This is a genomic window from Dyadobacter sp. CY312 (assembly GCF_021390535.1).
In the GTDB taxonomy this organism is placed as follows: domain Bacteria; phylum Bacteroidota; class Bacteroidia; order Cytophagales; family Spirosomataceae; genus Dyadobacter.
Window position 1 is genome coordinate 213330 of sequence record NZ_JAJUXG010000003.1, and the last position, 24898, is coordinate 238227.

General features: G+C 42.7%; 22 protein-coding genes. 1 reads left to right on the forward strand and 21 read right to left on the reverse strand.

Going from position 1 to position 24898, the window contains the following annotated elements:
* Positions 1–3: 3 nt before the first annotated feature.
* Both LZG71_RS05015 and LZG71_RS05020 read right to left on the reverse strand, forming a co-directional pair.
* Positions 4–1014, reverse strand: a complete 1011-nt coding sequence (locus LZG71_RS05015; RefSeq protein ID WP_233817617.1) for a glycosyltransferase family 4 protein — start codon at positions 1012–1014, stop codon at positions 4–6.
* The gene (locus LZG71_RS05020; protein ID WP_233817619.1) at positions 1011–3251 is read right to left on the reverse strand and encodes a glycosyltransferase family 4 protein; all 2241 of its coding nucleotides are present in this window, start codon (positions 3249–3251) and stop codon (positions 1011–1013) included. Before LZG71_RS05020 ends, LZG71_RS05015 begins: the two co-directional genes overlap by 4 nt.
* A gap of 459 nt (positions 3252–3710) precedes the next feature.
* Here LZG71_RS05020 and LZG71_RS05025 point away from each other — a divergent pair, with 459 nt between their 5' ends.
* The gene (locus LZG71_RS05025; protein ID WP_233817621.1) at positions 3711–4829 is read left to right on the forward strand and encodes a S9 family peptidase; all 1119 of its coding nucleotides are present in this window, start codon (positions 3711–3713) and stop codon (positions 4827–4829) included.
* A gap of 9 nt (positions 4830–4838) precedes the next feature.
* Here the strand turns inward: LZG71_RS05025 and LZG71_RS05030 are convergent, their stop codons facing one another.
* The 19 genes from LZG71_RS05030 to ligA form a co-directional block, all read right to left on the reverse strand.
* A complete protein-coding gene (locus LZG71_RS05030) occupies positions 4839–5507 on the reverse strand; it encodes a response regulator transcription factor (RefSeq protein WP_233817623.1) in 669 nt (222 codons plus the stop codon).
* 24 nt (positions 5508–5531) lie between these two features.
* A complete protein-coding gene (locus LZG71_RS05035) occupies positions 5532–6323 on the reverse strand; it encodes a sensor histidine kinase (RefSeq protein WP_233817625.1) in 792 nt (263 codons plus the stop codon).
* Positions 6302–6952 carry a hypothetical protein gene (locus tag LZG71_RS05040; protein WP_233817627.1) on the reverse strand — a complete coding sequence of 217 codons (651 nt, stop codon included), beginning with the start codon at positions 6950–6952 and terminating at the stop codon, positions 6302–6304. Before LZG71_RS05040 ends, LZG71_RS05035 begins: the two co-directional genes overlap by 22 nt.
* Positions 6953–7044: 92 nt before the next feature.
* Entirely contained in the window at positions 7045–7722 is a 678-nt protein-coding gene (locus LZG71_RS05045; RefSeq protein WP_233817628.1) for a hypothetical protein, read from the reverse strand.
* A gap of 738 nt (positions 7723–8460) precedes the next feature.
* Positions 8461–10056 carry a peptide chain release factor 3 gene (locus LZG71_RS05050; RefSeq protein WP_233817630.1) on the reverse strand — a complete coding sequence of 532 codons (1596 nt, stop codon included), beginning with the start codon at positions 10054–10056 and terminating at the stop codon, positions 8461–8463.
* A 244-nt stretch (positions 10057–10300) separates the two neighbouring features.
* Entirely contained in the window at positions 10301–10912 is a 612-nt protein-coding gene (locus LZG71_RS05055) for an inorganic pyrophosphatase (RefSeq protein ID WP_255712718.1), read from the reverse strand.
* A 139-nt stretch (positions 10913–11051) separates the two neighbouring features.
* Positions 11052–12038, reverse strand: a complete 987-nt coding sequence (locus LZG71_RS05060) for a glycosyltransferase family 2 protein (RefSeq protein WP_233817632.1) — start codon at positions 12036–12038, stop codon at positions 11052–11054.
* A gap of 65 nt (positions 12039–12103) precedes the next feature.
* The gene (locus LZG71_RS05065; RefSeq protein ID WP_233817634.1) at positions 12104–12826 is read right to left on the reverse strand and encodes a tRNA1(Val) (adenine(37)-N6)-methyltransferase; all 723 of its coding nucleotides are present in this window, start codon (positions 12824–12826) and stop codon (positions 12104–12106) included.
* Positions 12827–12831: 5 nt separating this feature from the next.
* Complete coding sequence (locus LZG71_RS05070) at positions 12832–13473, reverse strand: viroplasmin family protein (RefSeq protein WP_233817636.1); 642 nt, start codon at positions 13471–13473, stop codon at positions 12832–12834.
* A 93-nt stretch (positions 13474–13566) separates the two neighbouring features.
* Positions 13567–14802, reverse strand: coding sequence for a peptidase T (pepT, locus tag LZG71_RS05075; RefSeq protein ID WP_233817638.1), 1236 nt, complete (start codon positions 14800–14802; stop codon positions 13567–13569).
* Positions 14803–15003: 201 nt separating this feature from the next.
* On the reverse strand, positions 15004–15468 hold the full coding sequence (locus LZG71_RS05080) for a nucleoside triphosphate pyrophosphohydrolase family protein (RefSeq protein ID WP_233817640.1): 465 nt from the start codon (positions 15466–15468) through the stop codon (positions 15004–15006).
* Between the two features lie 93 nt (positions 15469–15561).
* Complete coding sequence (locus LZG71_RS05085; RefSeq protein WP_233817642.1) at positions 15562–16131, reverse strand: MarC family protein; 570 nt, start codon at positions 16129–16131, stop codon at positions 15562–15564.
* 83 nt (positions 16132–16214) lie between these two features.
* The gene (locus LZG71_RS05090) at positions 16215–16928 is read right to left on the reverse strand and encodes an NrtR DNA-binding winged helix domain-containing protein (RefSeq protein WP_233817644.1); all 714 of its coding nucleotides are present in this window, start codon (positions 16926–16928) and stop codon (positions 16215–16217) included.
* 89 nt (positions 16929–17017) lie between these two features.
* Entirely contained in the window at positions 17018–18085 is a 1068-nt protein-coding gene (locus tag LZG71_RS05095; RefSeq protein ID WP_310587717.1) for an aminotransferase class V-fold PLP-dependent enzyme, read from the reverse strand.
* 362 nt (positions 18086–18447) lie between these two features.
* On the reverse strand, positions 18448–19338 hold the full coding sequence (gene dapA / locus LZG71_RS05100) for a 4-hydroxy-tetrahydrodipicolinate synthase (protein WP_233817646.1): 891 nt from the start codon (positions 19336–19338) through the stop codon (positions 18448–18450).
* Between the two features lie 357 nt (positions 19339–19695).
* Positions 19696–20253, reverse strand: coding sequence for a hypothetical protein (locus LZG71_RS05105; RefSeq protein WP_233817648.1), 558 nt, complete (start codon positions 20251–20253; stop codon positions 19696–19698).
* A 68-nt stretch (positions 20254–20321) separates the two neighbouring features.
* On the reverse strand, positions 20322–20711 hold the full coding sequence (locus tag LZG71_RS05110; RefSeq protein ID WP_233817650.1) for a hypothetical protein: 390 nt from the start codon (positions 20709–20711) through the stop codon (positions 20322–20324).
* Positions 20712–21173: 462 nt separating this feature from the next.
* Positions 21174–21764, reverse strand: a complete 591-nt coding sequence (locus tag LZG71_RS05115) for a transposase (RefSeq protein WP_233817652.1) — start codon at positions 21762–21764, stop codon at positions 21174–21176.
* A gap of 988 nt (positions 21765–22752) precedes the next feature.
* Positions 22753–24840, reverse strand: coding sequence for an NAD-dependent DNA ligase LigA (gene ligA / locus LZG71_RS05120; RefSeq protein WP_233818346.1), 2088 nt, complete (start codon positions 24838–24840; stop codon positions 22753–22755).
* Between the last annotated feature and the right edge of the window lie 58 nt (positions 24841–24898).

Genomic DNA, 24898 nt, shown 5'->3' on the forward strand with positions numbered 1-24898 from the left:
TCCCTATTTCCTCAACAGCTCTTCGTAAACGGCAATATAGCCATCCACCATTTTATCTTTTGAAAAAACCGAAGCAGCCCATTTCCGGCAATCTGCCCGTTTGATCTTGCCTACATTTCCAACGGCATCAACGGCTTCATCTACTGTATTCACCAGAAAACCGGTCTCTCCATCTCGAATAAGCTCGGGCATGGAACCACGTTTGAAAGCGATCACGGGTGTGCCGCAAAACATGGATTCCGCCACACTTAAACCAAACGGTTCCTCGAACTTTATAGGATGCAGCAAGGCGACAGCCTTTCCAAGTAATTTCCTTCTTTCCTCAGTACCAACATTCCCAATATAGAAGACCTGCTTTTCATCTATATGCGGTTTCACTTCCCTTTCAAAATAGCCTTCATCCTGTATCAGTCCGGCTATGAAGAGCTTGTATCCTGCCTGTCTTGCTATTTGAATTGCCTCGCTCGTGCCTTTGTCGGCATGAATTCTGCCAAAGTATAAAAGATAATCATCCGGAATAGCTACGAATGGAAATTCCTCCTCGTTTATCCCGTTGTATACCGTTGCCGCATAATCCAGATTTTCATCCCGGTCGGCATTGCTGATGGATACATAATGCGTATGGCCATTGTATTTTCGATAAACCTCCTTGATTTTGGATGACGAAAAACCATGTATGGTCGTGACCATTGGCGTCCGAATCAGCTTGGAATATGTGAGTGGCAAAAAATCGAAGTGATTATGGATCAGGTCAAACTGATCGGCTTTTTCCATTACATTACTGATGTGCATACACTCCACCACTTTGGCATCCACTTGCGCGTTCTCCGCATAGGGAACCGCGCAAGTCGCATCCAGCTTCGCTTTTGTAATGGAATCGGAAGTAGCAAAAAGGGTTACATCAATACCTCTTGCGTGCAACCCTTCTGCAAGGTAAGAGGCCACCTGTTCCCAAGGTCCGTACTTGCGGGGAGGTGTGCGCCATGCTATGGAAGATAAAATGGCTATTTTCACAATCGTTGCCCTTCCAGTTTGGAAACTTCTTCAAATGCTTCAAGCACACTCAAATAAGAAATCAGATAGGCCAATGTACTTTCCGCTCCCTGGTTCCGGTTCACGCCATAACTTTCCAATCCGTCACAACAGCCTTTAGTCTCAAAGTCATATAAACTGATACGAAGGTCATTTTCTCCCAAAAACCACATAAAACAGGTATAAAGCTGCGGAATGTAGGCCTGATCTTTGGTGAGTCTGAATGCCTGATGCAACATCAGAACCATAGCCAAAACGTCCAGTGGCTGCTGCGCAAACATGGAATTCTCTCCATCCTTTTTATACCAGGTATCATTTCCTACCACTGAAAGATAACCATTTCGCAACGTGATCTCAGTCAGAAAATTCATGCTTTCCAGCCCTACTTCATTTACTTTTTCGTCATTCAAAAACTCCGCAGCATGCAGCAACGCAAGAGGTAAAAATGCATTGTCGTAAGCCAGTAATGACTCAAACCAATGCCAGTCGTCGGTGCGATTAATCTCATAATCTTCAATGAGCCGGTTAGATAGTTTTCTCAGTATCTCGATCATGCCTTCGTCGGAAGGATTACTTTTGAGATAATGACAAATCCCAACCATGGTATTGGCTATACTTCGGATTGATTTAAGTTTTACAAAATTTGGATAGGCATCAAAGAAAATCTCCCGGCCAGTTTGGTAATAGGCGTCATTGGGTGCATTGCCCAGCAAATAGCCCAATGCCCATATTGTTCTGCCAAAAGAATCTTCCGAACCTACCTCATCCAAAAAATTCCGGTTGAAACTAAGGAAATTCCGGAAAGCCCCATCCGGATTCTGCATGTAATGAATGTAGCTCAGATACGTCGGCGAGAGTTTAAGCGCCAACGGATGTTTATTGCGTTTGTAAGTCATCATCACCATCAGCAAAGCCCTTGCGTTATCGTCCAGACAATAACCTTCCTTCAAGTTCGGAATTCCGTATTTGGCGTGTTGAATGATACCGGTATCATCGGTAAGTCGCTGAATGTGATCCAATAAAAACGGAGGCAGCGCGGGTAGATCCAGCATCATCTCCTTGTCTGTCAGCTCAGGCTGCTCTGCTACAACCTTGTGTGCCAGATCGGAATACTTTTCACCAATTTTTGGCCAGGTGATTTCTCTCCCGAAGTCAGATGCCTTTTTACGAAGTTCCTGCATCACCTCAGGGTGATCGAGCAGGTCAAGGAAAATGTCGCTTAATGCCTCTGAATCATTGAAACCAAACAACCTTCCCCGTCCCTCCGCAAGCATTTCGGCTGCATGCCAATAAGGCGTTGATATCACCGCAGCGCCTGCGCCAATGGCATAAGACAATGTCCCGCTGGTAATTTGCGCTTCGTTGGTATAAGGCGTGATGTAAATATCTGTGGCAGAAAGGTATTTGAACAGCTCAGACTGATCAATAAACTCATTCAGGAAAATAACATGTTTCTCTAAGCCGAGTTTTTTTACAAGCCCCAAAAGAAAGATCCTGTATTCCTCTCCCGAATGCCTGATCACGTTGGGATGGGTTTTGCCCAAAACAATGTAAACCAGCTGCGGATACTTCGCCACCACTGCCGGAAGTGCTTTTAAAACGGTTTCAATTCCTTTGTTCCTGCCTATAAAACCGAAGGTGAGCAATACCTGTTTGGTCGATAATTTAAATTCCTTTTTGGCCTGCAACTGATCAAACCGGATGTCAGGCACACCATGATTAATCTGTATGATTTTACTTTCAGGCACTCCGTTTTCAGCCACCAGCATATCGATCGCCGTTTGACTCATTACCACCACCGACTGCGCTATTTTGCAGATCTCGATCAGTACGGCGCGCTCATTGTAAGAAGGATTTTTTAAAACCGTATGCAATGTTACGATCAATGGTACTTGCAGCCTGTATAACAACGGAAGAATGTATATCCCGTTTTGTCCTCCAAAAATCCCGAATTCGTGTTGCAAAAGGCAAACATCCGCACCACTGATATTGATAAAATTGGCAGCTTCCAGATAATCGGCCTGCTCTTCCTGCCTGATGGTCAGTTTAACTTCACTCGGGTAATCGTAATGTTGGTCATTATCATCCATCGCCACCACCAGTCCCTGATTTACACGCTCCACATGGGCAGCACCAACCATGGAGTCAAATAAATTTTTAGTAAACGTACCAATTCCGCATTCCCGCGGCGGGAATGTACCTATAAACGAAATCTTCATAATTGTGCGGAGTTGATTTCTTCTAAGTTAACCAAATTACCCCACAACAGAACCCTATTTCATTGAATTTCAGTACATTTAAGATATTACACTCATTGCCTCGGTCAGGGAGGTGCAGATATGTTGAATGTCCGTTTTAAAGGGTTATCTTACATAAATCAAAAAAAATATGGCAAAAGAAAAAGTTGCACCGAAAGGTGACAAGAAAAAGGCAGAGAAGAGTCTGAAAGAAAAGAGAGCCGACAAAAAAGAAAAAAGGGACAGTAAATCAGGTGGTGAATAATCTGATATTTTAAATAAATTTTCAAAAAGGGTCGTCAGCTTTAATCGGCTGGCGACCCTTTTCATTTATGCTTTTTTAACAAAACAAATTTTAAAACGACCCGATATACAAAGGATTTCAGGTGCTTTTGGTTATTCCGTATATCAACTCTGCAAATCCTCCAAAATACACATACAGTGAAAAAGACAGTCCTCATTTCAGTAACAATTCTTGTGTTGGTGGCTGGTGTAATGGCCTGGTACGTATACCTCGACAACCAGGTCATAAGACGACCGCAAACTCCCTCGCCGCCTTATCCTTACTATTCAGAAGAGGTCAGTTTCAAAAACCAAAATGTGACGCTGGCAGGAACGCTGACCTTGCCTTCAAAAACGGGCAAATATCCGGTGGTGGTTTTGATCAGCGGGAGCGGTGCACAAAACCGGGATGGAGAGATGTTAAACCACAAACCCTTTCTCGTTCTGGCTGATCACCTGACCAGAAACGGTATTGGCGTTTTGCGGTATGATGACCGGGGCTTCGGGAAGTCAACCGGAAATTTCAAACCTGCAACTTCTGATGACTTCTCTCATGACGCCGAAAGTGCTGTCAATTTTCTGAAAAGCAGAAAGGATGTTGATACCGCAAAAATTGGTTTAATCGGGCATAGTGAAGGTGGATTGATTGCGCCTATGGTCGCTGCAAGATCCAAAGATGTTGCCGTCATCGTATTGCTTGCCGGACCCGGTATGGAACTTAAAAAGCTACTTTTGATACAAGATGGGCTGATTGCAAAAGCTTATGGTATGTCGGATGAGAACGTCAAAAAATTGGTTGGCATCAATGAAAAGGCTTATGAACTGGTAATTCAGTCTACCGATATCAACAAGCTCAAAACCGACATGACTCGATTCGTGAATGAAAATATTTCAAAAATTCCGGATAAGCTCATTCCGGCCAAAATGACCCGGGAACAAGTTGCGGCCGCCCGAATTGAGAGCCTGTCGTCACCCTGGTTTCAATATGCGTTGAAATACAATCCGGAAGAAACACTTGTAAAAGTAAAATGTCCTGTTCTGGCAATCAATGGAGAGAAAGATATACAGGTAGTTCCGGAGGAGAATCTTTCAGCGATTAAACTGGCGCTGAAAAAGGGAGGAAATACGAATGTGACAACAAAAGAACTACCTAATCTGAACCATCTGTTTCAGGAATGTAAAACCGGTTCGCCGGCAGAGTATGGTGAAATAGAACAGACTTTTGCACCTGCCGCGCTGAATGAGATTTCGGGTTGGATTTTGAAGCAGGTGAAGTAAAGTGCTTCGCTACATTTCTATCAACCCATTTTTCACTGCAAACACAACCAGACTTACAGAATTGTTTAAGCCTGTTTTTAACAACAGGTTTTTTCTGTGACCTTCCACGGTTCTATAACTGATGAAAAGCTCGTCTGCTATTTGCTGTGTATTCTGACCTTTGCAGATCAGTTTCAAAACATCCATTTCACGCTCAGTCAAGGAGATATTTTCTGATTCAAGAAACGTATTTTTCCGAAGGTTCTTTCGTTCAACCGACTGTATCGCTTCTCTCAGAACGGCCGCGATTTCCTCGTCCATGTAATGCCCTTTGTAATAAACCTGATCAATGGCCTCAATCATTTTTTTCTGGTCAATGTCTTTTGGCAAATACCCGTGAACGCCAATTTTCATCATTTGCCTGATGTAGTCGTGCGAATAATTCATGGACAAAATGATAATCTTTATTTCAGGAAAATCCTCCCGGATAATCACACTGGCCTCCTGCCCGCTCATGCCTTTCATTTTAAGGTCGAGCAATATTACGTCGGGCTTTTGAAATGCTAACTTGGCAAGCAATTCTTCTCCGGATGAAGCCTCTAAAACGACCTCGTATTTATCAAACTTTTTAAGGATTTGAATCAACCCCTGCCTGAAAAGCATATGGTCGTCGACAATGGCCAATTTTAAAACATCCATAATTCTTGCTGGCTTAGGAGGTGATTAGACAATGGGTACCATTAGTTCGATCCGGGTGCCGGAACCAGGCGATGAGCTGATATTGAGCTTTCCGTTGAGAGAGCTTATCCGTGCTTTTATGCCACTCAGCCCCATGGATTGTTTGGGAGCATTATCTGCCTCCTGATAGTCGAAACCGCATCCGTCGTCGGATATTGTCAGAATAAGAAAACCCTGATTTTGATTGAGCGTAACTTCAATCAATTCCGGATTGGCGTGTTTCAAAGCGTTTCCCGTTGCTTCCTGCACAATGCGGTACAGTCCCAATTCAGTTTGCCTATTCAGTTTGGCATCAAAATTAATCTCACATTCGGCATTAACTCCTCCTGCCTCTATTCTTGTTAAAAGCATACGAACGGCCTGTTGAAACCCGAATTCTTCGATACTAAGAGGCGAAAGATTTTGCGCGATCTGCCTGATCTCCTGCACCGTATTTTCCAGAATTCCATTCGCGTTCGACGCAAGCTGCATCATTTCCTCCGCCGATGTTTCGTACTGAATCTGATTGATATAGAGTTTGGCAGCCGAAAGTGCTCCGCCAATTTCATCATGAAGATCCCGCGATATCCGCTCCCGCTCATTTTCCTGCGAATTAACCACCAGACCCGTTAGATCTTTCTGATACTGTAATTCCTGATCCTGAATGATTTGTGCCTGCTTGTGCAATTTTCGCTGGTACAACAGGAAAAATATGATCAGCGACAACGCAAGGACAAACACAAAAGCCAGGCCTCCAAATAAAAGCTGCGAGAACTCTAATTCGCCCGGGTTTTCCATAATGAATAAGTGTAAGTCAGGTATAGCAGTCCGTTAAGCAAAGCGTGAATCATCCAGACCTGATAATTCAGTTTTTGAGAATACTGCAACATAAAATTAATGAAGAGAAAAATCAGGAAATTTCCCGAAAAAAATAAGAGTAACCCGGTAGAAATACTGAACATCGGAATCGTCCAAAGCTTGCCGGAAGGCTGATTTTTATACAATTTTCCGTAATAGAGCATGATTAAAAGCAGCAACGTAACACTCTCGATCAGTCTGCCGCTGTTGTCTATCATCACGCCTTCGTTCGAAACCTGAAGGGTTTTGTAAATCATATAGCTGGTAAAAGCTAAAATAATCGGGATACATGCCCGTGTCAGAAGTTTAATGTTCAGCTCGCTGCTAAACATCCATAACAACAGGGCAAATTCCACCGTAATGTATATTGGCCAAAGAAAAAGATTTGAGGTTTTGTAGAGCCAATAGATTCTGGAAAGCGATTCAATAGCAAAAGCAAAGAAAACAAGACAGGCCAGGATTTTAAGCGTTGTATCCAACTTTTTAAATCTGACCGCACCAGTTACAGCGGCTAACAGAATGGGTAAAAAAGCAAAGAAAATAACAAGCTGCTCACTAGAATAATGCATAAGTGCTGGATTGAGGCGCAAATAAAGACATTAATGACTCTTTTTGCCGGATATAGAAGATTTTACCGGCAAAAAAGAGTCATTTTATGATTCTAGCAGGTTCTTGGGCAAGGTGCTGTCAGGTCGTAGTATCCGCCGTCTTTACCATCATCCAACCCTTTAGAAACATCGTTTCCATGAAGTACCACTCCAAATGTAGATGTCATTTCCTTCGTTGTCAGATAATTTACGCCATAATATTCGTGCAGAACAAATTCGATGAGGATATCAGGAGCCTTTTCAAATTTGAATAAGGTCTGTATAAACTCCTTGAGAGGATAATTATACCCTCTTGTAAAACCATAAGGCGTCAGGAAGCTTTTGTTGGAAATCTCATCCGCGCTACCCTTTACAATCCAGTTTCTCTTCCATTGATTAATCAGTTCAATAGGCACTTCTCCTTCATCCTCACCCAATGCGGAATATACATTTCTTGCCTGCACGTAATAGGGCGTCAGGATTTGGCCGGTATTGTCCGTTCCAAACAGCAGGATCTGGAAACTTTTGTTTTCCTCATCCAGCCCGAACCGGACTTTTACAGTACTTACGCCAATTGTGGAAATCAGTGAGGTCATGTCCGCAGCATCGAACACGGCTGCTGTAATAAGTCCTTCCTCTTTTTTAAAAAATTCATAGGGTTTCTGGTCAAATTCAAGCTCTTTCCAGGCTATTGTCCAGTTGTCAAAGACTTTTTCTGAGATAAGATTTGCATTTAATTCTTTGTTGAGCATAGGGTTAAAATGATTTAAGGCATTGCTACCAATGACTGTGGCTTAAAAAGAGGTGTTTTCGAAAATAGGAAGGTAAAATCAGAGACATTATACTATCTGATTTACAACGATCTGAATAAAAAAGATCGAAATTTTATTACAGGAAATTCCTGATTCCTGTTGCTATCGCGGTAAACAGAATAGCGAGGTTGAATTCCCCCCCCCCGTAAAACACCTGTTTTTGGAAACACGTGTTTTACGGCTTACAGAGAAAACATTTTATGGAGAACTTTGATCCGTTAAAAAGATCAGGTCACTTTTTATGTATTTATGAAAAGTGCGGAGAGGAATTGACAGATGGAATAGTCTAAGGTTCGCCAAGCAAAAATTACGACCGGAACGACCTTAAATTGAGAAGATTCCAAAAAATAAAATATCTGATATAAATGTCGTTGCTGTGTTTAAGAGGTCAGAAGTATTGAAATAGTTACTAAGCAACAGTCTTATAACCATTTAATTAAACCCTCCTCTATAAAATACAGACTCAGCAACTGGGAAAGCAGGCCGGGTTGGTTCATATCATTTTGAACTCAACGTATGAAAAAATTCAAAAGGCTCTTGGATACAGCAGCGACACTCACTTTGAAATAAAACCCTCCTAAAATTCAATTGAGTTGCTGCGGTGAAGAAATTCACCGCAGCTTTTTTGGTGTCAGAAATTTGGAATCGAGACGGTCGGTGACTGCATTAACAGGCTCACTACGCCCCAATCTCGGTCTTGAATTCAGATGTGTAATGGAAATGGATTGCCGGGTTGTTCTCCACATTCATGCGGATCATCCATTCTGATTCCGCCAGGAACACCGGGTTTCTGTCTTTATCGTAGGCGATCTGGTTCCCTTTCAGGCGTACAAACTGATCCATAGCCGGTTTGTCGTCGGCTGTGAGCCAGCATGCACGTGAAATACTCATCGGAACCCAACGGCATTTTGCACCGTATTCATGTTCCAGACGATATTGAATTACATCAAATTGAAGTTCACCTACCGTACCAACGATTTTACGGTTACCCAAATCCAGGTTAAACAGCTGCGCTACACCTTCGTCGGTAAGCTGCTGAATACCCTTTTCCAATTGCTTGGATTTCATTGGATCCAGGTTAATCAACTCCTTGAAAATCTCGGGAGAGAAACTTGGTATTCCCGAAAATTGAAGTTTTTCGCCTTCTGTTAGTGTATCTCCAATTTTGAAACTTCCTGTATCATACAACCCCACCACGTCTCCGGGGAAACCTTCATCCATCACGCTCTTATCGGACGCCATGAAAGTAAACGGGCTCGAAAACCGGACATCCTTATTCAGACGGACATGTTTGTAGAATTTACCGCGCTCAAATTTGCCGGAACAAATCCTTAAAAACGCAATACGATCGCGGTGACGCGGATCTAAGTTCGCGTGTATTTTAAATACAAAACCGGTGAACTTTGCCTCAGTTGGCTCTACTTCCCGCACATCCGTCGGGCGTGGTTGCGGGATGGGCGAAATATCACAGAACGTATCTAACAATTCCTTGATACCAAAGTTATTGATCGCACTACCAAAAAATACCGGAGCAAGTTCTCCTTTTTGATAAGCTTCTTCCGAAAATGTGTCGTAAACCCCTTCAACCAGTTCTACATCTTCCAGCAACTGATCGGCATCACGCTGCCCAACCAGCTCAGCAAGATTATCATCTTCCAGACTTACCTTGGCAACGTTACTCTCGATTTTGGTTTTATTGATCTTAAAGAAATACAGCATTTGCTCATACAAGCTGTAAACGCCTTTAAACTGAACACCCATATTGATAGGCCAGGTAAGCGGTCTCACTCGGATTTTTAGCTTGGTTTCGAGCTCATCCAGCAGTTCAAAAGCATTACGCCCTTCCCTATCCAGCTTATTTACAAACACGATCACAGGCGTGTTACGCATACGGCAAACTTCCATAAGTCTCTCCGTTTGCTCTTCCACACCTTTCACGCAGTCAATCACCAGGATTACACTATCCACAGCCGTAAGCGTACGATAGGTATCCTCAGCAAAGTCCTTGTGACCGGGTGTATCCAGAATGTTGATCAGCAGATCCTTGTATTCGAATGTCATTACAGACGTAGCAACCGAAATACCACGCTGCTTTTCAATCTCCATAAAGTCGGAGGTTGCAGTCTTTTTAATCTTATTGGATTTTACCGCACCCGCAGTCTGGATTGCACCTCCAAAAAGCAGAAGTTTTTCAGTAAGCGTCGTTTTCCCGGCATCGGGGTGACTAATGATCGCAAACGTGCGGCGTTTTTTTATTTCCTGTAAATTACTCATCTATCTTTTTTATTATCCAATAAACAAGTCAAGCGAAGAATCTTTTTGACTTATTTCTTCTGTATTTGAAGAGTTTAACAGATGCTCTCCGTGGCTCTCTTTTAAATCTCCGTGCGTCTCTGTGTAACCTACAATCAGAAGTCCAAACCGAAATTTTGCACAAAGATAAGCATAAAGAAAAGCCGCCCCTATTCGCGGCGGCTTAAATTGCTTTAAAGTCAGCTATTTAGTTACACTCAGACTCTCAGTAAAATGAGTGTTTATAATCTTCAACAGATGTCATGATCACTTCATGCGCTTCTTCTCTGCCGTACACGTTCGTAATTTCGATATGTGCTTTTTCGCCAGGAAGGTTTTTGTAAGTCAGGAAGTAGTGTTTCAAACGCTCAACGATACCTTCAGGAAGTTCGCTCAGGTCAGAAAATCCGCCATAAACCTCGTCACCTTTAAGTACAGCAATGATTTTATCATCTGCTTCTCCACCATCGATCAGGCGAATTCCACCGATTGGCTTAGCCTGACACATGATATCACCGTGAGAAATGATTTTTTCACACAATACCAGGATATCCAACGGGTCACCATCACCTTCTGTTACATCGCGACCAGAACGCTCGCGTGCCAAAGCAGCGATTTTCTCAGCGCAATAAGTTTTAGGTATGAAACCGTAAAGAGCAGGAACGATGTTGGAATATTTTTGCGGGCGATCGATCATCAAATAGCCCGTAGCTTTATCTATTTCGTATTTTACTGTATCCGTAGGAACAATTTCAATAAATGCAGTTACTAATTCAGGTGCATTTTCTCCCATTGGAATACCGTGCCAGGGATGGGCTTTGTGTACGTTAGCGATCATTATTTAAATATGTAAAAGGCTTAATTTGGTAATACTTGTTTTAAATAGCTATTAGCAATTGGCTTTTAGCCGTTTGCTTAAATAACTTTTTTCCGTCAACTCCTATTCTACTGTTAACTTTTTACTGTTATCTGTTAACTCATATTTCATTCGTTTCTCCTGCCTGCTCCGCAATCAGATAATCTCCGGTTTTGGATATGGATTGTTTCACAAACAACTCGCCAATGAAACCCGCCAGAAACAGCTGCGACCCGACTGTAATGGCCAATAAAGCCAAAAAGAACATAGGGTTTTCGGTTACATTTCTGAACGGCTCATGAGAAACGTAAATTTTATAAATCTTGGTAAATATCAGCCACATTGCAATAATACTCCCAAAAAAGAACATTAGCGTACCCAAACTCCCAAAAAGGTGCATGGGTCTGCGGCCAAATTTATTTACAAAGGCAATCGAAAGTAAATCTAAAAATCCGAAAATAAACCTTTCAAGGCCAAATTTCGTGTAGCCATACTTCCTGGCCTGATGCTGCACTACTTTTTCTCCTATTTTTCCAAAACCGTTCCACTTGGCAATTACAGGAATATAGCGATGCATTTCTCCGTAAATGGTGATATTCTGAACCACCTCTTTACGATAAGCTTTTAATCCACAATTGAAATCGTGTAAACTTACCCCGGAAATACTCCTTGTGGCAGCGTTGAAGATCTTGGTAGGAATGGTCTTCGTAATGGGGTCAAACCGTTTCTTTTTCCAACCTGACACAAGGTCGTAACGCTCTTCGGTAATCATTCGGTACAGATCCGGAATTTCGTCCGGACTATCCTGCAAGTCGGCGTCCATCGTGATCACAACCTGACCTTTAACCGCCTGAAAACCTGTTTGTAAAGCAGCTGTTTTCCCGTAATTCCGGACAAACTTAAATCCGCGTATACATGGGTTTTTGCGGGAAAGCTCCGAGATCACAGCCCACGATTGATCCTTACTTCCGTCGTCAATGAAGAGGATTTCGTAGGAAAAATTATTGGCCAGCATCACACGCTCAATCCACGCACTAAGCTCCGGCAATGACTCTTCTTCGTTGAATAGCGGAATTACTACGGAAATCTGAATACCAGAGTCAATCATGAATTTATTACAACGGGGAAAATCTCCAACTTACTTTTAAAACGCAAAGTTCGCACTTTTCCTGATCAAAATATCATATAAAAGTCTTTCATTAAACTTACGAACTCCGGATCATATACTTTGTTATTCTCGCCATATATGTTCAAAACTGTATTATCAATCTCATTTTCAGATAAATAAGACCTACCAAACGTCATAATCCGGCGAAATGGCTTTTTATCCTTATTGTGCTGTAAAGTAAGATTGTTGGTCATAAACCAACCCAAAGTCTTTGCTTTTTGGTAAAATAACTCCGACTCGTCCTTTGGGAGCAAGATATGAAACTGACCTTGATCAGTTAAAAGCCGGTCGATCGCAGCCAAAAGGTCATTAAAAGTAAGTGAAGTAGAATGGTGCGCCTGATTTTTCTGCGTATCAGGAGAAAGCAAATCGGACTGAAAAAAGGGTGGATTGCTGATAATAGAATCGTATTGATAAGCCGGGACAAATTCCTGGATGGCTGTATTGAATAAAGAAATTTGTCCCGAAAACGGACTCGCAGCCACATTGTCAACAGCCTGTAAATAAGCATCGGAATCCAGCTCGACGGCATGTATATGAGCAAATGGATAACGCTGCGCAGTCATCAACGACAACAATCCTGTCCCCGCTCCTATATCCAGAATTCGTTTTGAATTTCCTAGCTCTGACGACGCTCCCAATACACAAGCATCCGTGCACACCTTCATGGCGCACTTGTCCTGATGAATGGTAAACTGCTTGAACTGGAAGTAAGAATTTTTAGCCATAACTCTTATTTCCTGCCGAAGTCAGCAGGATTTTCGCCCCAATATTCCGTTTCCCATTTTAAAATCTGATTCGGGAATTTGTTGGCAGCCAGCCACCTTTCGGCGCGCTGCAACATCTCAAAAACCGGCTTATTTCTGGGAGTTAGAGCGAGTTTTGTATTGGCATGTTTCTTCTTCACCCAGCTGATAGCCGTCCGAGAATCGCTGTAAATGGGTAGAGAGCTCTCATTTTTTTGCAAATAGGCCAGTCCGTGTACTATCGCTAGAAATTCGCCTATGTTGTTGGTCGCGTCTTTAAACGGACCTTGCAGAAATATCTTTTTTCCCGTTTCCAGATACACACCCTGGTACTCCATATCACCGGTGGCGGTGTTCCAGGCAGCATCCACGGCGATAGCATTGGTGAGGGGTTTGCCAATATTGACAGGGGCAACTTTTGTTATTTTGGGAACATCTTTTTGCCCTGCCTTGGCAACATACTCCCAATAGTTTCGCTGAATGGCCGTTTCGGCTTCCTGCAACGACTCGAAAGACTTGTAACGGGCATCTTCAAATCCTTTGATCTGCGCCTCACACTCCTTCCAATCGGTAAACACGCCCGTTTGCCTACCTTGCCACACGACGTAAAATTTTGTCTTCTTTGCCATTTACTAATTTTGAATGAATGAGTGCGTGAATGAGTGAATTGGGATAAGAATAATTGAGCTTTTATTCACTCATTCTCTCATTAATCATTGGTTTTACGCTTCTTCTTCCCAAACCTGGGCAAGTTCGACAATCACCTCCACTGCCTTTTCCATATCCTGTACCGACACCCATTCCAGACGTGAATGAAACGCATGTTCTCCTGCAAAAATATTCGGACAAGGTAAACCCATAAACGACAAACGTGAGCCGTCTGTACCGCCGCGAATACTTCTTGGCGTGGCTTCCAGACCGCAGCGTTGCATGGCTTTTACAGCATTGGCAATTACCTGTGGATGTTGATCCAGGACCTTTTTCATATTCCGGTATTGCTCCTTAACCTCCATTTTAGCAACAGAATTCGGGTACTGGGTCAAAACCTCGTTCACGATCTTTTGCAATAGATCTTCATTTCGTTTCAAACCTTCATCCGTAAAATCTCTGATGATAAATTCCAGAACGGCCTGTTCCTGAATACCCTCTATATGAACCGGATGAATAAATCCTTGTTTATCTTTCGTAGTTTCCGGCGACAGAGAATCCTTTGGCAAAGCCGCCAGAATATTTCCTGCTATTTTAAGCGCATTTTCCAATTTGCCGAAAGCGTATCCCGGATGCGTACTTACACCTGTAATCGTAATCTTCACACCATCGGCTGAAAAGGTTTCATCTTCCAGCGTTCCTACCGCTTCGCCATCTACCGTGTATCCATAGTCAGCTCCCAATTTTGTCAAATCCACTTTTTCCGTTCCGCGCCCTACTTCTTCATCCGGTGTGAAAAGGATTTTGATATCACCATGTTTCAATTCAGGATGTTGGATCAGGTATTCCGTTGCAGCCATGATTTCTGCTACACCAGCCTTATTATCTGCGCCAAGCAAAGTATCTCCGCTGGCTGTTACAATATCGTTACCAATTTGATTTTCCAGATCATTCAACTCTCCAACTCTTAAAACCTGCGTGGTGTCGTCAGGCAAAACGATATCCGTTCCGTCCCAGTTTTTATGCACAAGCGGTTTTACATTCGCACCCGTTACATCAGGAGAAGTATCCACATGTGAGCAGAAACAGATCACAGGTACATTTTCCTTATTCGTATTGGCAGGGATGGTCGCATACACATATCCATGCTCGTCCAGATGGGCATCCGCAATGCCAAGCTCCTGCAACTCAACAACAAGTAAATTGCTCAAATCCCGCTGTTTGGCAGTACTCGGAAAACTCTCCGACTGAGGATCAGACTGTGTGTCAATTTTGACGTAGCGAAGAAAACGATCAAGAACGGAAGTCATTTTTGGGAGTAGTTATAGAAGTGAAGAAGTAAAATGTGAGAAGTGAGAGGTCCGGTCTGAACGCTTTTCGCGGTCTGAACGGTTTAGATAAAAGAAGATAAAATGCAAAGGGCGCACCTTACTCCAAATTTCTCACCTTTTACCAAAGTAATATACCGCTGGTTCGCACCACGCCACTTTTTACTTTTTACAAAAACACCATCACCCAATAATCCCCGACAAATCAGCAGGAGAGTAATTGATATTTTTTAGCGTTTTATCGTCCGCGGTACGGTACACAAGGTATTTGCCAGAATCTTCTTTGTAATAACATTCTGTTCCTTTCGCCGTGTAATGAGCTACTGTTGCTTCGGCTTCTTCTACCGTCAGGCAAGCTTTGGACATGTTGGAACGTTGTACTTCGTCGAACAATTCACGGAATTTATCTCCAAGACCAAATTCCAGCACCGCACCCGACAATACATATTGCAGGTCACAAAGCGCATCAGCGATTTCTACGATATCCTTTTCCAGAATAGCCACTTCCAGTTCTTTCAATTCCTCAGCAAGCAAAGCCACACGCAGCCTGCTTCTGTCTTCGGACGGAATGGTAGGTTTATCAAGAATAGGGTGTTTGAATGTACGGTGAAATTCTGCGACCTGATTAAGGCTGTCCAGTTGTTGCATGATGTATGATTTTTAAATAAAGCTATTAGCTGTTAGTCGTTAGCTATTGGATTAATTATTAGCAGATTATGATCTATGGCTGTTAACAGCCTTTCAGATTCCCAGATTGGTTTTAAACAACTTCACTGCAATAGCCAGCAAAATTACGCCAAAAACTTTTCTGAGTATTTCAATTCCGCCTGGTCCAAGTTTGGTTTCCAGCCAGTTTGATGATTTCAAAACCAGGTATACGAAAATCAGGTTTAGTAAAACGCCGATCAGAATGTTCTGGATTTCGTAGGCCGATCGGAGTGCCAGAAGGGTTGTCATGGTACCTGCACCGGCAATAATCGGGAAGGCAATGGGAACGATGGATGCCGCTCCGGTTTCTACACTGCCGTGTTTGAAAATTTCGCGTCCCAAAATCATTTCCAACCCCAGAAGAAACAGAATAATGGCACCTGCGATGGCGAAAGATGCGACGTCAACCCCGAAAAGCCTCAATAATTTTTCTCCCAGAAAAAGAAATAGGATCATGATAAACCCGGCAACCAGGGTCGCTTTTTCCGATTCTATTTTCCCCAGTTTCTTCCGAAAATCAACGATGACCGGAATGGATCCCAACACGTCGATGACAGAGAAAAGAATGAGGGAGACGGATATTATTTCCTTTAAATTGAACATTACGATGCCTTTTAGCCCGCAAAGTTGAACAAAAGGCATTGTTTACGCAACGTTTTTCCCATTACAAACCGAAATAAAACGGCTCAGGAGTTCCCGTTGGGCAGGAAGTTCAGGAAAGTATTAAATTGCTTTTTGTATTTATCCTCGTCGATCTTGTAAAAATAAGCTCCCTTTTTTGAGTATCCTTTTTGCTTTTCGTCCAGTTTTATAAGCAGATTGGTCGACAACAGTTTTCTGCTGAAATTACGCTTGTCCAACTCCGTACCGAAAATCGCTTCGTAAAGCTTTTGCAATTGAGGAACGGTGAACTTTTCAGGAAGTAATTCAAAACCAATCGGATGTTGCGACGCCTTGTACCGCAAGTGCTGAATGGCCATTTCCACCATGGCGCCATGATCAAAAAGCAGCTTGGGCAGATCGTTCATACCAAACCATTGCGCTTCGTAATTTTTGGAGATTTTGTGGTCGTAATCTTCCACATTGATCAGCGCAAAATAGGCCACCGAAACGGTCCGTTCAACCGGGTCACGCTGCGGGCTACCGAACGTGTGAAGCTGTTCCAGATAAATGTCTTTCAGGCTGGTAAGCTCAAAAAGGATCCGGTTGGAGGCATCTTCGAGACTTTCCGTCGGCTGCACCCAACCTCCCATCAGAGACCAGGTATGTTGCTCCTCCTCAATTCCCCGCTTCACGAGCAGTAATTTTAATTGTTCTCCGTCAAAGCCAAAAATAATGGAATCGAGAGCCACCAAACATTTTGTCTGGTTTTCGTATTGTTTTAAAATATCTAATCGCACGTATCTTGTTCTAAGGATGGGTTGTCGAATAAATTGCAGGCTAAAACGCCACATATCTATAAACCCAATATTAATTTTAACTACTCAAACTACAAATGAGAAATTGAAAACAAAAAATTTCTCAGTAAAGAAATATCACTCAATGTGATCGCCGGAAAGTTGGCAATCCTGAAACTGGAATCTTTCCAGGCTCCATACCCATTTCCCAGCTGTAAACCGGCCTGTTTGGCCATGCTTTTTACTTTTGTAACCTTTTCCCGATCCGCCTGCACTGCAATAACCGTATCCGACCGAACGGCATCATTGCTCACCAGCACTTCATAACCATTGTCGGGCAGGAAAGCATACAATTCACTAGCCCTGCTATGAAGTTCCGCCGATATCTCGCTGATTGGCGCTATCGTTTCCATTATTCTTCCCAACAAATAGATTCCCAGCGCATTTGGCGTGTAAGGCGTCTGAAATTTTTGAAAGTTCTCTCTCGTAAATAACAGGCTATTGTAAAAATTCCGGTCGCCAACATGCTCCGCCCGGCTCACTGCCTGAGGCGAAACCACCATCACCGCCAGACCAGCCGGCAATCCAAAACATTTCTGAACAGATGCATACCAGACGTCAGCTTCGGTCCAAGGTAACGCAGCACCAGCCATCGACGACGTAGCATCCACTGCAATAAGCTGGTTGGTTTGCTGCCGCAGAGCCGACAAAAAAGAAGCTGGCAATGCCGTTCCGTTTGATGTTTCATTGTGCGTTACACAAATCACATCGTAACCCAGATCAATACTCAGCCCGGACAAATCAGGCAGTTCGTTTATTCCAAACTCCACTCCTTCTGCACCGTGCCGTATTTTATTGGTATACTCCATCCACTTGGCTCCAAATGCACCATTATACAAATGCAAACTCGACGTACTGATCAGCGACTGCGCTATAATTTCCCAGCATTCCGTTGCAGAAGACACAAAATAAACCTCATAATCCTCCGGAATTTCCAGACTTTTTTTCAGCGCAAAAATCGTGTTCCGCAGCATTTCCATAAACACATCGCTCCGGTGATTCACACTCAGAATCCCACTGCGATACGCATCAGTCAAATAGTGCTCCACCTGAGGATATACCTTGGAAGGTCCGGGATAAAAGGAGATCATGTGGTTCATATTTTTGTTGTAAAAAGTGAAATGTGAGAACCGGGCCGCCGGGCGGTGAAATGAGCTATGCGAACCGTTGGCTTTTGAATTTGGTGAAATGTGAAAAGTTGTGATTGCCTGAAATAGGTTGCTAGCTAAGTTTGAACTAAAAAAGTGAGGTGCAAGAAGGTCTTTCTTACAGCTCACTTTTTTGCATTTATTCAAAGCCATTTTATCTCTTAGACTTCTTAGTCGTTCAGCCCGGCCCGCTAAAAAGCGCTCAGGCCGCAGCAACCATAACTGCTTTAAACTTCTTAACTTCCTGTAACTGCTGTTAGTATAACTTCTTAACTCCCTGTAACTTCTATTTTAACTTCTTAACTTCCTATACCTTAAATAAACCCTTCCCTTTTCATCGCTGTTTCAAGTTGCGCTCCCAGTTTATCCGTTGCTTTTAACAATGGCAAACGAACGTCTGAGCTACAAATACCTTTGATTTCAAGGCATTTTTTGATTCCTACCGGATTCGACTCAATGTAAAGCAAAGTGTCAAATTCAAGGAATGCAAGCTGTAACTTGGAAGCTTCCGCAAAACGACCTTCCAGTGCATGCCAGGTAAGGTCTCTGAATTCTTTTGGAAACGCATTGGCAATCACCGAAATAACGCCATGCCAACCTACGCTGATCATGGTTGTTACCAGGTTGTCGTCACCGGAAAGCAGAATAAAATCATCTGGCACTCTTGAAGCAAGTTCCATACTCTGTTCCAGACTTCCGCCTGCATCTTTAATACCAATGATATTCGGGTGTGCCGACAATGCTACAATTGTATCGGCCTTCATGTTGATCACCGTTCTGCCCGGTACGTTGTACAACAAAACAGGCACCGGCGAAGCGTCTGCAATGGCAGTAAAATGAGCAATAATGCCTTCCTGAGTAGGTTTATTGTAATATGGACAAACGGAAAGAATCGCGTCTACACCTGTGAAATCTGTATTCTTTATTGTATCAAGAACCGATTTTGTATCATTACCACCAACACCGTATACGATAGGCAAAGACTTCGTGTTATTCTTGATCGTGAAAGTCAGAATATCCTTCTTTTCCTGTGCAGAAACCGTTGGAGATTCGCCTGTGGTGCCCTGCACAACAAGATAATCCGTTTCTCCTTCCGTAACCAGGTCAATCAGTTTTTTAAGACCAGGGTAATCGATTTCGTTCTTTTCATCAAAAGGTGTAATCAGCGCTGCTCCAACCCCTTTGAAACGTAAGTCCAATGGCATTATATTCTTATATTATTGGTTGATTTCAAAGTGCAAATGTAAGGAAGTAATCCGGAATATGCATTTAAAATTGGGGGAGTTTGGGGTAGGGCGGAATATTTTGGTGGGGTGGATTGAGGTTGGTGTTGATCGTTGTGTATCGTATTTCCGCCTGGAGACGGATTACGCTGGATGGTAGTCGGGAGAGTACGAGCAACGGGGGGCGTGGCTTGACATGATCGACCTGGATGATGGCATTCGGCGGTCTGGCTCCAAAACATATGCAGCGGTTGCCGTATATCCTGAGTGCTTTGTTATTTTAGTCTGAACCATTTGTCTGAGGTGTAGAAATCAAAATACCACGTTCAGGTTAGATCGTTAATTCTCCATGACCTCGATTAGATCAAGACTTCCTATTTCGTCATACCATGCATCAAGAGTAATCGGGTGAGTTCTCCATAATCGACCAGAATACTCTATCCACTCTGCAGGTATAAACGTATCACGATCTATTTCTATCCATCCATAGATTGTTTCATCAATAGCGAAGCTTAATCTAGCTGGGTAGCCACTAATTGTCTTATATTTTAAAGAGAAGTGTATCATATGATACAGAAAATCAACAGCAGAATACACAGAATAGAAATCCTTTCTATGTTCCGAAGGAGTAACAGGACCATAAGTAATCCCATCTTTGCTTATACATAGGGAAAAATCATTATCAGCCTCCCAAAATGATTTTCCAATCAATGAATCTCCACCCGACCACTTGTAACCAAGGGCATGAAGTTTTTCCCTAACAGCCTTTTCCAACTGAGGTGTTGGGCAGTAAATTTCACAGAATTGTCTCAATTGTATGTAGATTTCATTTGCAATTAAGCTAATATTATTGTTGTAGGCAATAGCCGCTTTCTCAACCGTGGCCTGTGTCTTCACATACCCGTTACAGTGCCCTAACCGTCGTGAAAACAAGGGCCAAAGTAAAGTAGCATTTACGGAACTGATTATTCAAATTTCCCCATTTTAATTTTTTGAATTAGTAGGTCTGCAATTGCATCAAATTTTAAACCCGTTACTTCTTCTGCGGATGCCTCTACTCGAACAATGTTTCCGAAATAATGACCGTCCAGACCAACGAAAGCCTTAGTGTCATATAGAAAAGGCACTGGATCTAAACGACCGATTTTTGGGTTAACTTCCAACCACACTACTACTTCCTGTTCCGCCGATACTAACAACATACCCGCCTTTTCAAATTTCTTACTCATATGAACTGAGACGTCAACCAATGGCGGATAGAAAATACTATAAATTTCATCAACTGATTGAGCTTTCGAGTAACCGCTAGAAAACTTCAAAAGAATTTCTTCAATTTGACTTTTTTTACTTTTCATCACTGATTTTTATCAAATTTCACTTTCAATTAAACTATCTTTTTCATTCCATATCATATTTGTTCACTTCTCAACCTTAGTCTGTCTCCACAGCCCCCTTAACATCGCTCCCAAAGTCCCGTCAAGACATGGGCCAAGGGAAGCTTTTCACTCATTTCAGGAGGCTCCTCAGGAGCCAAACCATACCCCCTTCAATTTTACTATAAACAGGTGGCTCCACCGGAGCCATTATCTCACCCGAATCAGCTCTGGAAGAGCTTCCTGTTTTTAGCGATATGATCTAAACATGTAATATCCGGCTCCGTAGGTGCCACCTCTATCAGGATAAAGCTCAAATCTCAACCGTGGTCTGTGTCTTCATAGACACCTTTATATCACCCCCAAAGCCCCGTGACAAGGTAAAAAAGCCTGTTGTAATCAACCTTAGCCTATGTCTTCACAGGACTAATTGCAAATCTCCATTTAAAATCGCTCACCATAATGTGTCAAAATACCAAACTCATCCTTACCTGATTCGTAAAATTCAGCAGATGACCAGGGATATTCCTCTGGACGAGAGGCCAAATTCCATCGCTCGTGAAGTGGATTGTTATGTATGTAGTTAATTTTTTGTTCAACTTTTAATTTTGTATCCATTAAAATTGCAAGTGGGTCGCGTTGCCAAATTCGATATTGTCGCTCCTTTTCGTCTACTTTAAAATGTGGCAACACGTTGGGGTGATTAATTTTCAAATCTTTAACAATCAAATGACTTGTGAATTTATTGAAACTTGCGTGACCCATTTCCTTGCCGTTCGGCTCTTTCATCTCCCAAACTACATGTAGATGATTCGGCATGATAACAAACGCATAAATAACAATATTCTCCCTTCTTATAAGCTCCTGCCAACTTGAAATAATAAGGTCTTTGTATTTATCCTGTTTGAGTAAATGTTTCCAGTCTTTTATAGTATCCGTCCAAAAGTACACTTTATCAAATTCCATTCTGGAATTTCGGTATTTACTTTCAAGGTGATGATTCGGTGCCATAGCTTGACCTATTTCTTTATTCACTTTTGACTCAAAAGGACAGAAATAGTTACATAAGCATCAATATATCTACACGGATTTGAATTTTTGAGTAGCATTCTGCGATAGTCCTGTGAAGACACAGGCCAAGGAGACCGACCAGCAGCATTGCGCTCCTTCCATTTTTCTAAAAACAGGCAGACTCCTCGATAGATCAACCCTGGTCTGTGTCTCCACAGACCCTTTATGTCGCTCCAAAAGTCCCGTGGAGACACGGGCCAAGGTGAAAAGGGCGTTCTCCTTCCATATCAATTAATCATACTTTTCATTTACTTATTTCGATCTGATAAGTATTCATCAGATTTCCATTTACTAAATAACTTTCTAATGAATTGTAGGAATCATTACACATAAACCCAGTATTACAACTTTCCTTTTTTGAGACAAAATCAGAAATCGTAAAATTATCCCCGGTGCTGTTTAGCTTTACTTTATAATCATAATCAATTGTCAGTTTTACAGGCAGTTGGATGTGTTGAAAATTTGAACCTTGGGAGAAATTACTGGTTATTACAGTTATGTCCTCAAGAACGGTCGCAAAATTACTACTCTTGCTGAATCGTTGTATTGTAATCGTATCCAGTTCGCTATTTGTGAAGTTATTGAACTGAATATAGTCCATATCGTCGGAGCCAATACAATATTTTTTTGTACAGCATGATCCTGCCGCTACTGCCATAACAACAATGAATGCTTTGAGGAATACTTTATTTAGCATAATGAAAATGCAATAAGATGCGCTAAAAGATTATTATCCGGATTCAATAATGCAAATGCACTGTGAGGTTATAACTACTGGTAACCTCCTTTAATTTTTCTAAAAACAGGAGGCTCCAACGGAGCCATTATTTCACCCGAATCAGCTCTGGAAGAGCTTCCTGTTTATAGCAATATGATCCAAACATGTAACATCTGGCTCCGTAGGTGCCACCTGTACAATTTACAAATCAAGCTAAAAGCCAATCGCCAACAGCTACCCTCCAATCATTCCCAAAAACTCCTCTTCAGACAAAATTGTTACGCCCAGTTTTCTGGCTTTTTCAAGTTTGGATGGCCCCATGTTGGCTCCGGCGAGCAGGTAGTTGAGTTTACCGGAAACACCGCTTAGTACTCTGCCACCGTTGGCCTCTATTTTTATTTTAAGGTCATCTCTTTCAAAATGTTCGAATACACCGGAAATCACAAACGTTTTGCCTTCCAGAACATCACTCTCAACTTCCACTGGTTTTTCGTCACTCTCCATTTGCACACCGGCTGCCTTTAAACGTTCTACCAGTTCCTGGTTTTCGGGCACGCTGAAATAGGATTCAATACTCATGGCTATTCTGCCTCCAATTTCCGGAACGGCTGTGAGCTGCTCGTAGTTTGCCGAGCGGATTGCGTCAATGGATTTGAAATAAGCCGCCAGTTTTTCGGCAACGGTGGCTCCAACAAAACGGATTCCCAAACCAAACAGCACATTTTTAAAAGGAGCTGTTTTTGACAATTCAATGCCTTTCAGAATATTTTCAACCGTTTTTTCGCGGAAACTGATCTTCTTGGTTTTGCCGGTTTCTTCATTTAAAATATTCTTTTCCAGTCCAAGCAACTTTTCTTCATTCAGATCGTACAAATCCGCCGGCGTGCGCACAAGTCCGAGATCAAATAGCAGTTCTATTTTTCCTTCACCCAAACTATCCAGGTTCATCGCCTTCCGGTGAATATAGTGTTCAATCCGGCCTTTGAGCTGTGGCGGACAGTGGCTGTCGTTCGGGCAGAAAAACGCGACTTCTCCTTCATTCCGCATCAGCTCCGATCCACATTCAGGACATTTGGTTGGAAATTCAACGGGTTCAGTCATAAACTCAGCCCGTTTTTCAACATCCACACCCGTTATTTTTGGGATAATTTCCCCGCTTTTTTCAACAAAAACAGTATCGCCAATGCGGATATCCAGTCTTAGAATTTCATTGGCATTGTGCAGCGTAGCACGCTTCACACGTGTACCCGAAAGATGTACTCCTTTTACTTTTTTATAATCCAGCGATCTCTCCGTCACGTCCGACAAATTAGCAACCGGCGTCACGGCTCCGGTTCGCCCCACCTGAAAATTAACAGAACGCAGAATAGCCGGTTTGTTTTCGGCTTTGTATTTAAATGAAATTGCCCAACGAGGACTTTTTGCGGTAAAACCAAGCTCACGCTGCTGTTCAAAAGAATTGATTTTGATCACAATACCATCCGTAGCCAGCGGCAGCGTTGCACGTTTTTCTTCCCACTCATGAATGAATTCAATCACTTCGTCTATGGTCTGCACTTTGCGCCAGCCAGGAGAAACATTGAAACCCCATGATTTGAGCGCAAGCAAACTTTCTTCGTGGCTGTTAAAAATGATATCGTCACTCAAAAAAGAATACAGGTAACAATCCAGATTCCGGCGGGCGGTTTCAGCAGAATCCTGCAATTTAAATGAGCCGGACGCCGCATTCCTTGGGTTGGCATACTGGTTTTCTCCCAGCGTATCCATATCATCATTCAGCCTTTGGAACGAACTGAACGGCATAAAACCCTCTCCGCGAATCTCAAAAACAGGTGGCAGATCATCCGCTTTCACGCGCAAAGGAAGTGAACGTATCGTTTTTACATTGTTGGTAATATCGTCACCGCGGGTTCCGTCACCACGTGTTATGCCGCGCACAAGCACACCATTTTCGTAGGTAAAACTCAACGAGATCCCGTCAAATTTCAGTTCACAAATGTATTCGTATGCTTCACCGTCCAATCCTCTTCTTACACGGTCATCAAAATTCCGAAGCTCCTGTTCGTTGTACGTGTTATCCAGCGAAAGCATCGGATAACGGTGGTAAACCGTGGCAAAATTCTTTGTCACCGTGCCGCCAACCCGTTGCGTAGGGGAATCACTTTTTTTGAACTCGGGATACTTTTCTTCCAGGTCTTTCAGTTGTTTTAGCAGCTGATCGAAGTCGTAATCCGATACTTCGGAAACGCTGTCCTGATAGTAGCGGGAATTGTAATAATCGAGTTTGCTGCTCAGTTCTTCTATTTCTTTTTCGGGATTCATATTTTTCAGGACTGTTTTATCTGGTTTCGGATCGGATAATAGCTGTGCCAATTTTTGC

Bases quoted from the DNA above. Each gene is read 5' to 3' on its own strand.
- LZG71_RS05020 (WP_233817619.1), bottom strand. From the start codon at position 3,251: ATGAAGATTTCGTTTATAGGTACATTCCCGCCGCGGGAATGCGGAATT.
- LZG71_RS05030 (WP_233817623.1), bottom strand. From the start codon at position 5,507: ATGGATGTTTTAAAATTGGCCATTGTCGACGACCATATGCTTTTCAGG.
- LZG71_RS05035 (WP_233817625.1), bottom strand. From the start codon at position 6,323: ATGGAAAACCCGGGCGAATTAGAGTTCTCGCAGCTTTTATTTGGAGGC.
- LZG71_RS05040 (WP_233817627.1), bottom strand. From the start codon at position 6,952: ATGCATTATTCTAGTGAGCAGCTTGTTATTTTCTTTGCTTTTTTACCC.
- LZG71_RS05045 (WP_233817628.1), bottom strand. From the start codon at position 7,722: ATGCTCAACAAAGAATTAAATGCAAATCTTATCTCAGAAAAAGTCTTT.
- LZG71_RS05050 (WP_233817630.1), bottom strand. From the start codon at position 10,056: ATGAGTAATTTACAGGAAATAAAAAAACGCCGCACGTTTGCGATCATT.
- LZG71_RS05055 (WP_255712718.1), bottom strand. From the start codon at position 10,912: ATGATCGCTAACGTACACAAAGCCCATCCCTGGCACGGTATTCCAATG.
- LZG71_RS05060 (WP_233817632.1), bottom strand. From the start codon at position 12,038: ATGATTGACTCTGGTATTCAGATTTCCGTAGTAATTCCGCTATTCAAC.
- LZG71_RS05065 (WP_233817634.1), bottom strand. From the start codon at position 12,826: ATGGCTAAAAATTCTTACTTCCAGTTCAAGCAGTTTACCATTCATCAG.
- LZG71_RS05070 (WP_233817636.1), bottom strand. From the start codon at position 13,473: ATGGCAAAGAAGACAAAATTTTACGTCGTGTGGCAAGGTAGGCAAACG.
- pepT (WP_233817638.1), bottom strand. From the start codon at position 14,802: ATGACTTCCGTTCTTGATCGTTTTCTTCGCTACGTCAAAATTGACACA.
- LZG71_RS05080 (WP_233817640.1), bottom strand. From the start codon at position 15,468: ATGCAACAACTGGACAGCCTTAATCAGGTCGCAGAATTTCACCGTACA.
- LZG71_RS05085 (WP_233817642.1), bottom strand. From the start codon at position 16,131: ATGTTCAATTTAAAGGAAATAATATCCGTCTCCCTCATTCTTTTCTCT.
- LZG71_RS05095 (WP_310587717.1), bottom strand. From the start codon at position 18,085: ATGAACCACATGATCTCCTTTTATCCCGGACCTTCCAAGGTATATCCT.
- dapA (WP_233817646.1), bottom strand. From the start codon at position 19,338: ATGCCATTGGACTTACGTTTCAAAGGGGTTGGAGCAGCGCTGATTACA.
- LZG71_RS05110 (WP_233817650.1), bottom strand. From the start codon at position 20,711: ATGAAAAGTAAAAAAAGTCAAATTGAAGAAATTCTTTTGAAGTTTTCT.
- ligA (WP_233818346.1), bottom strand. From the start codon at position 24,840: ATGAATCCCGAAAAAGAAATAGAAGAACTGAGCAGCAAACTCGATTAT.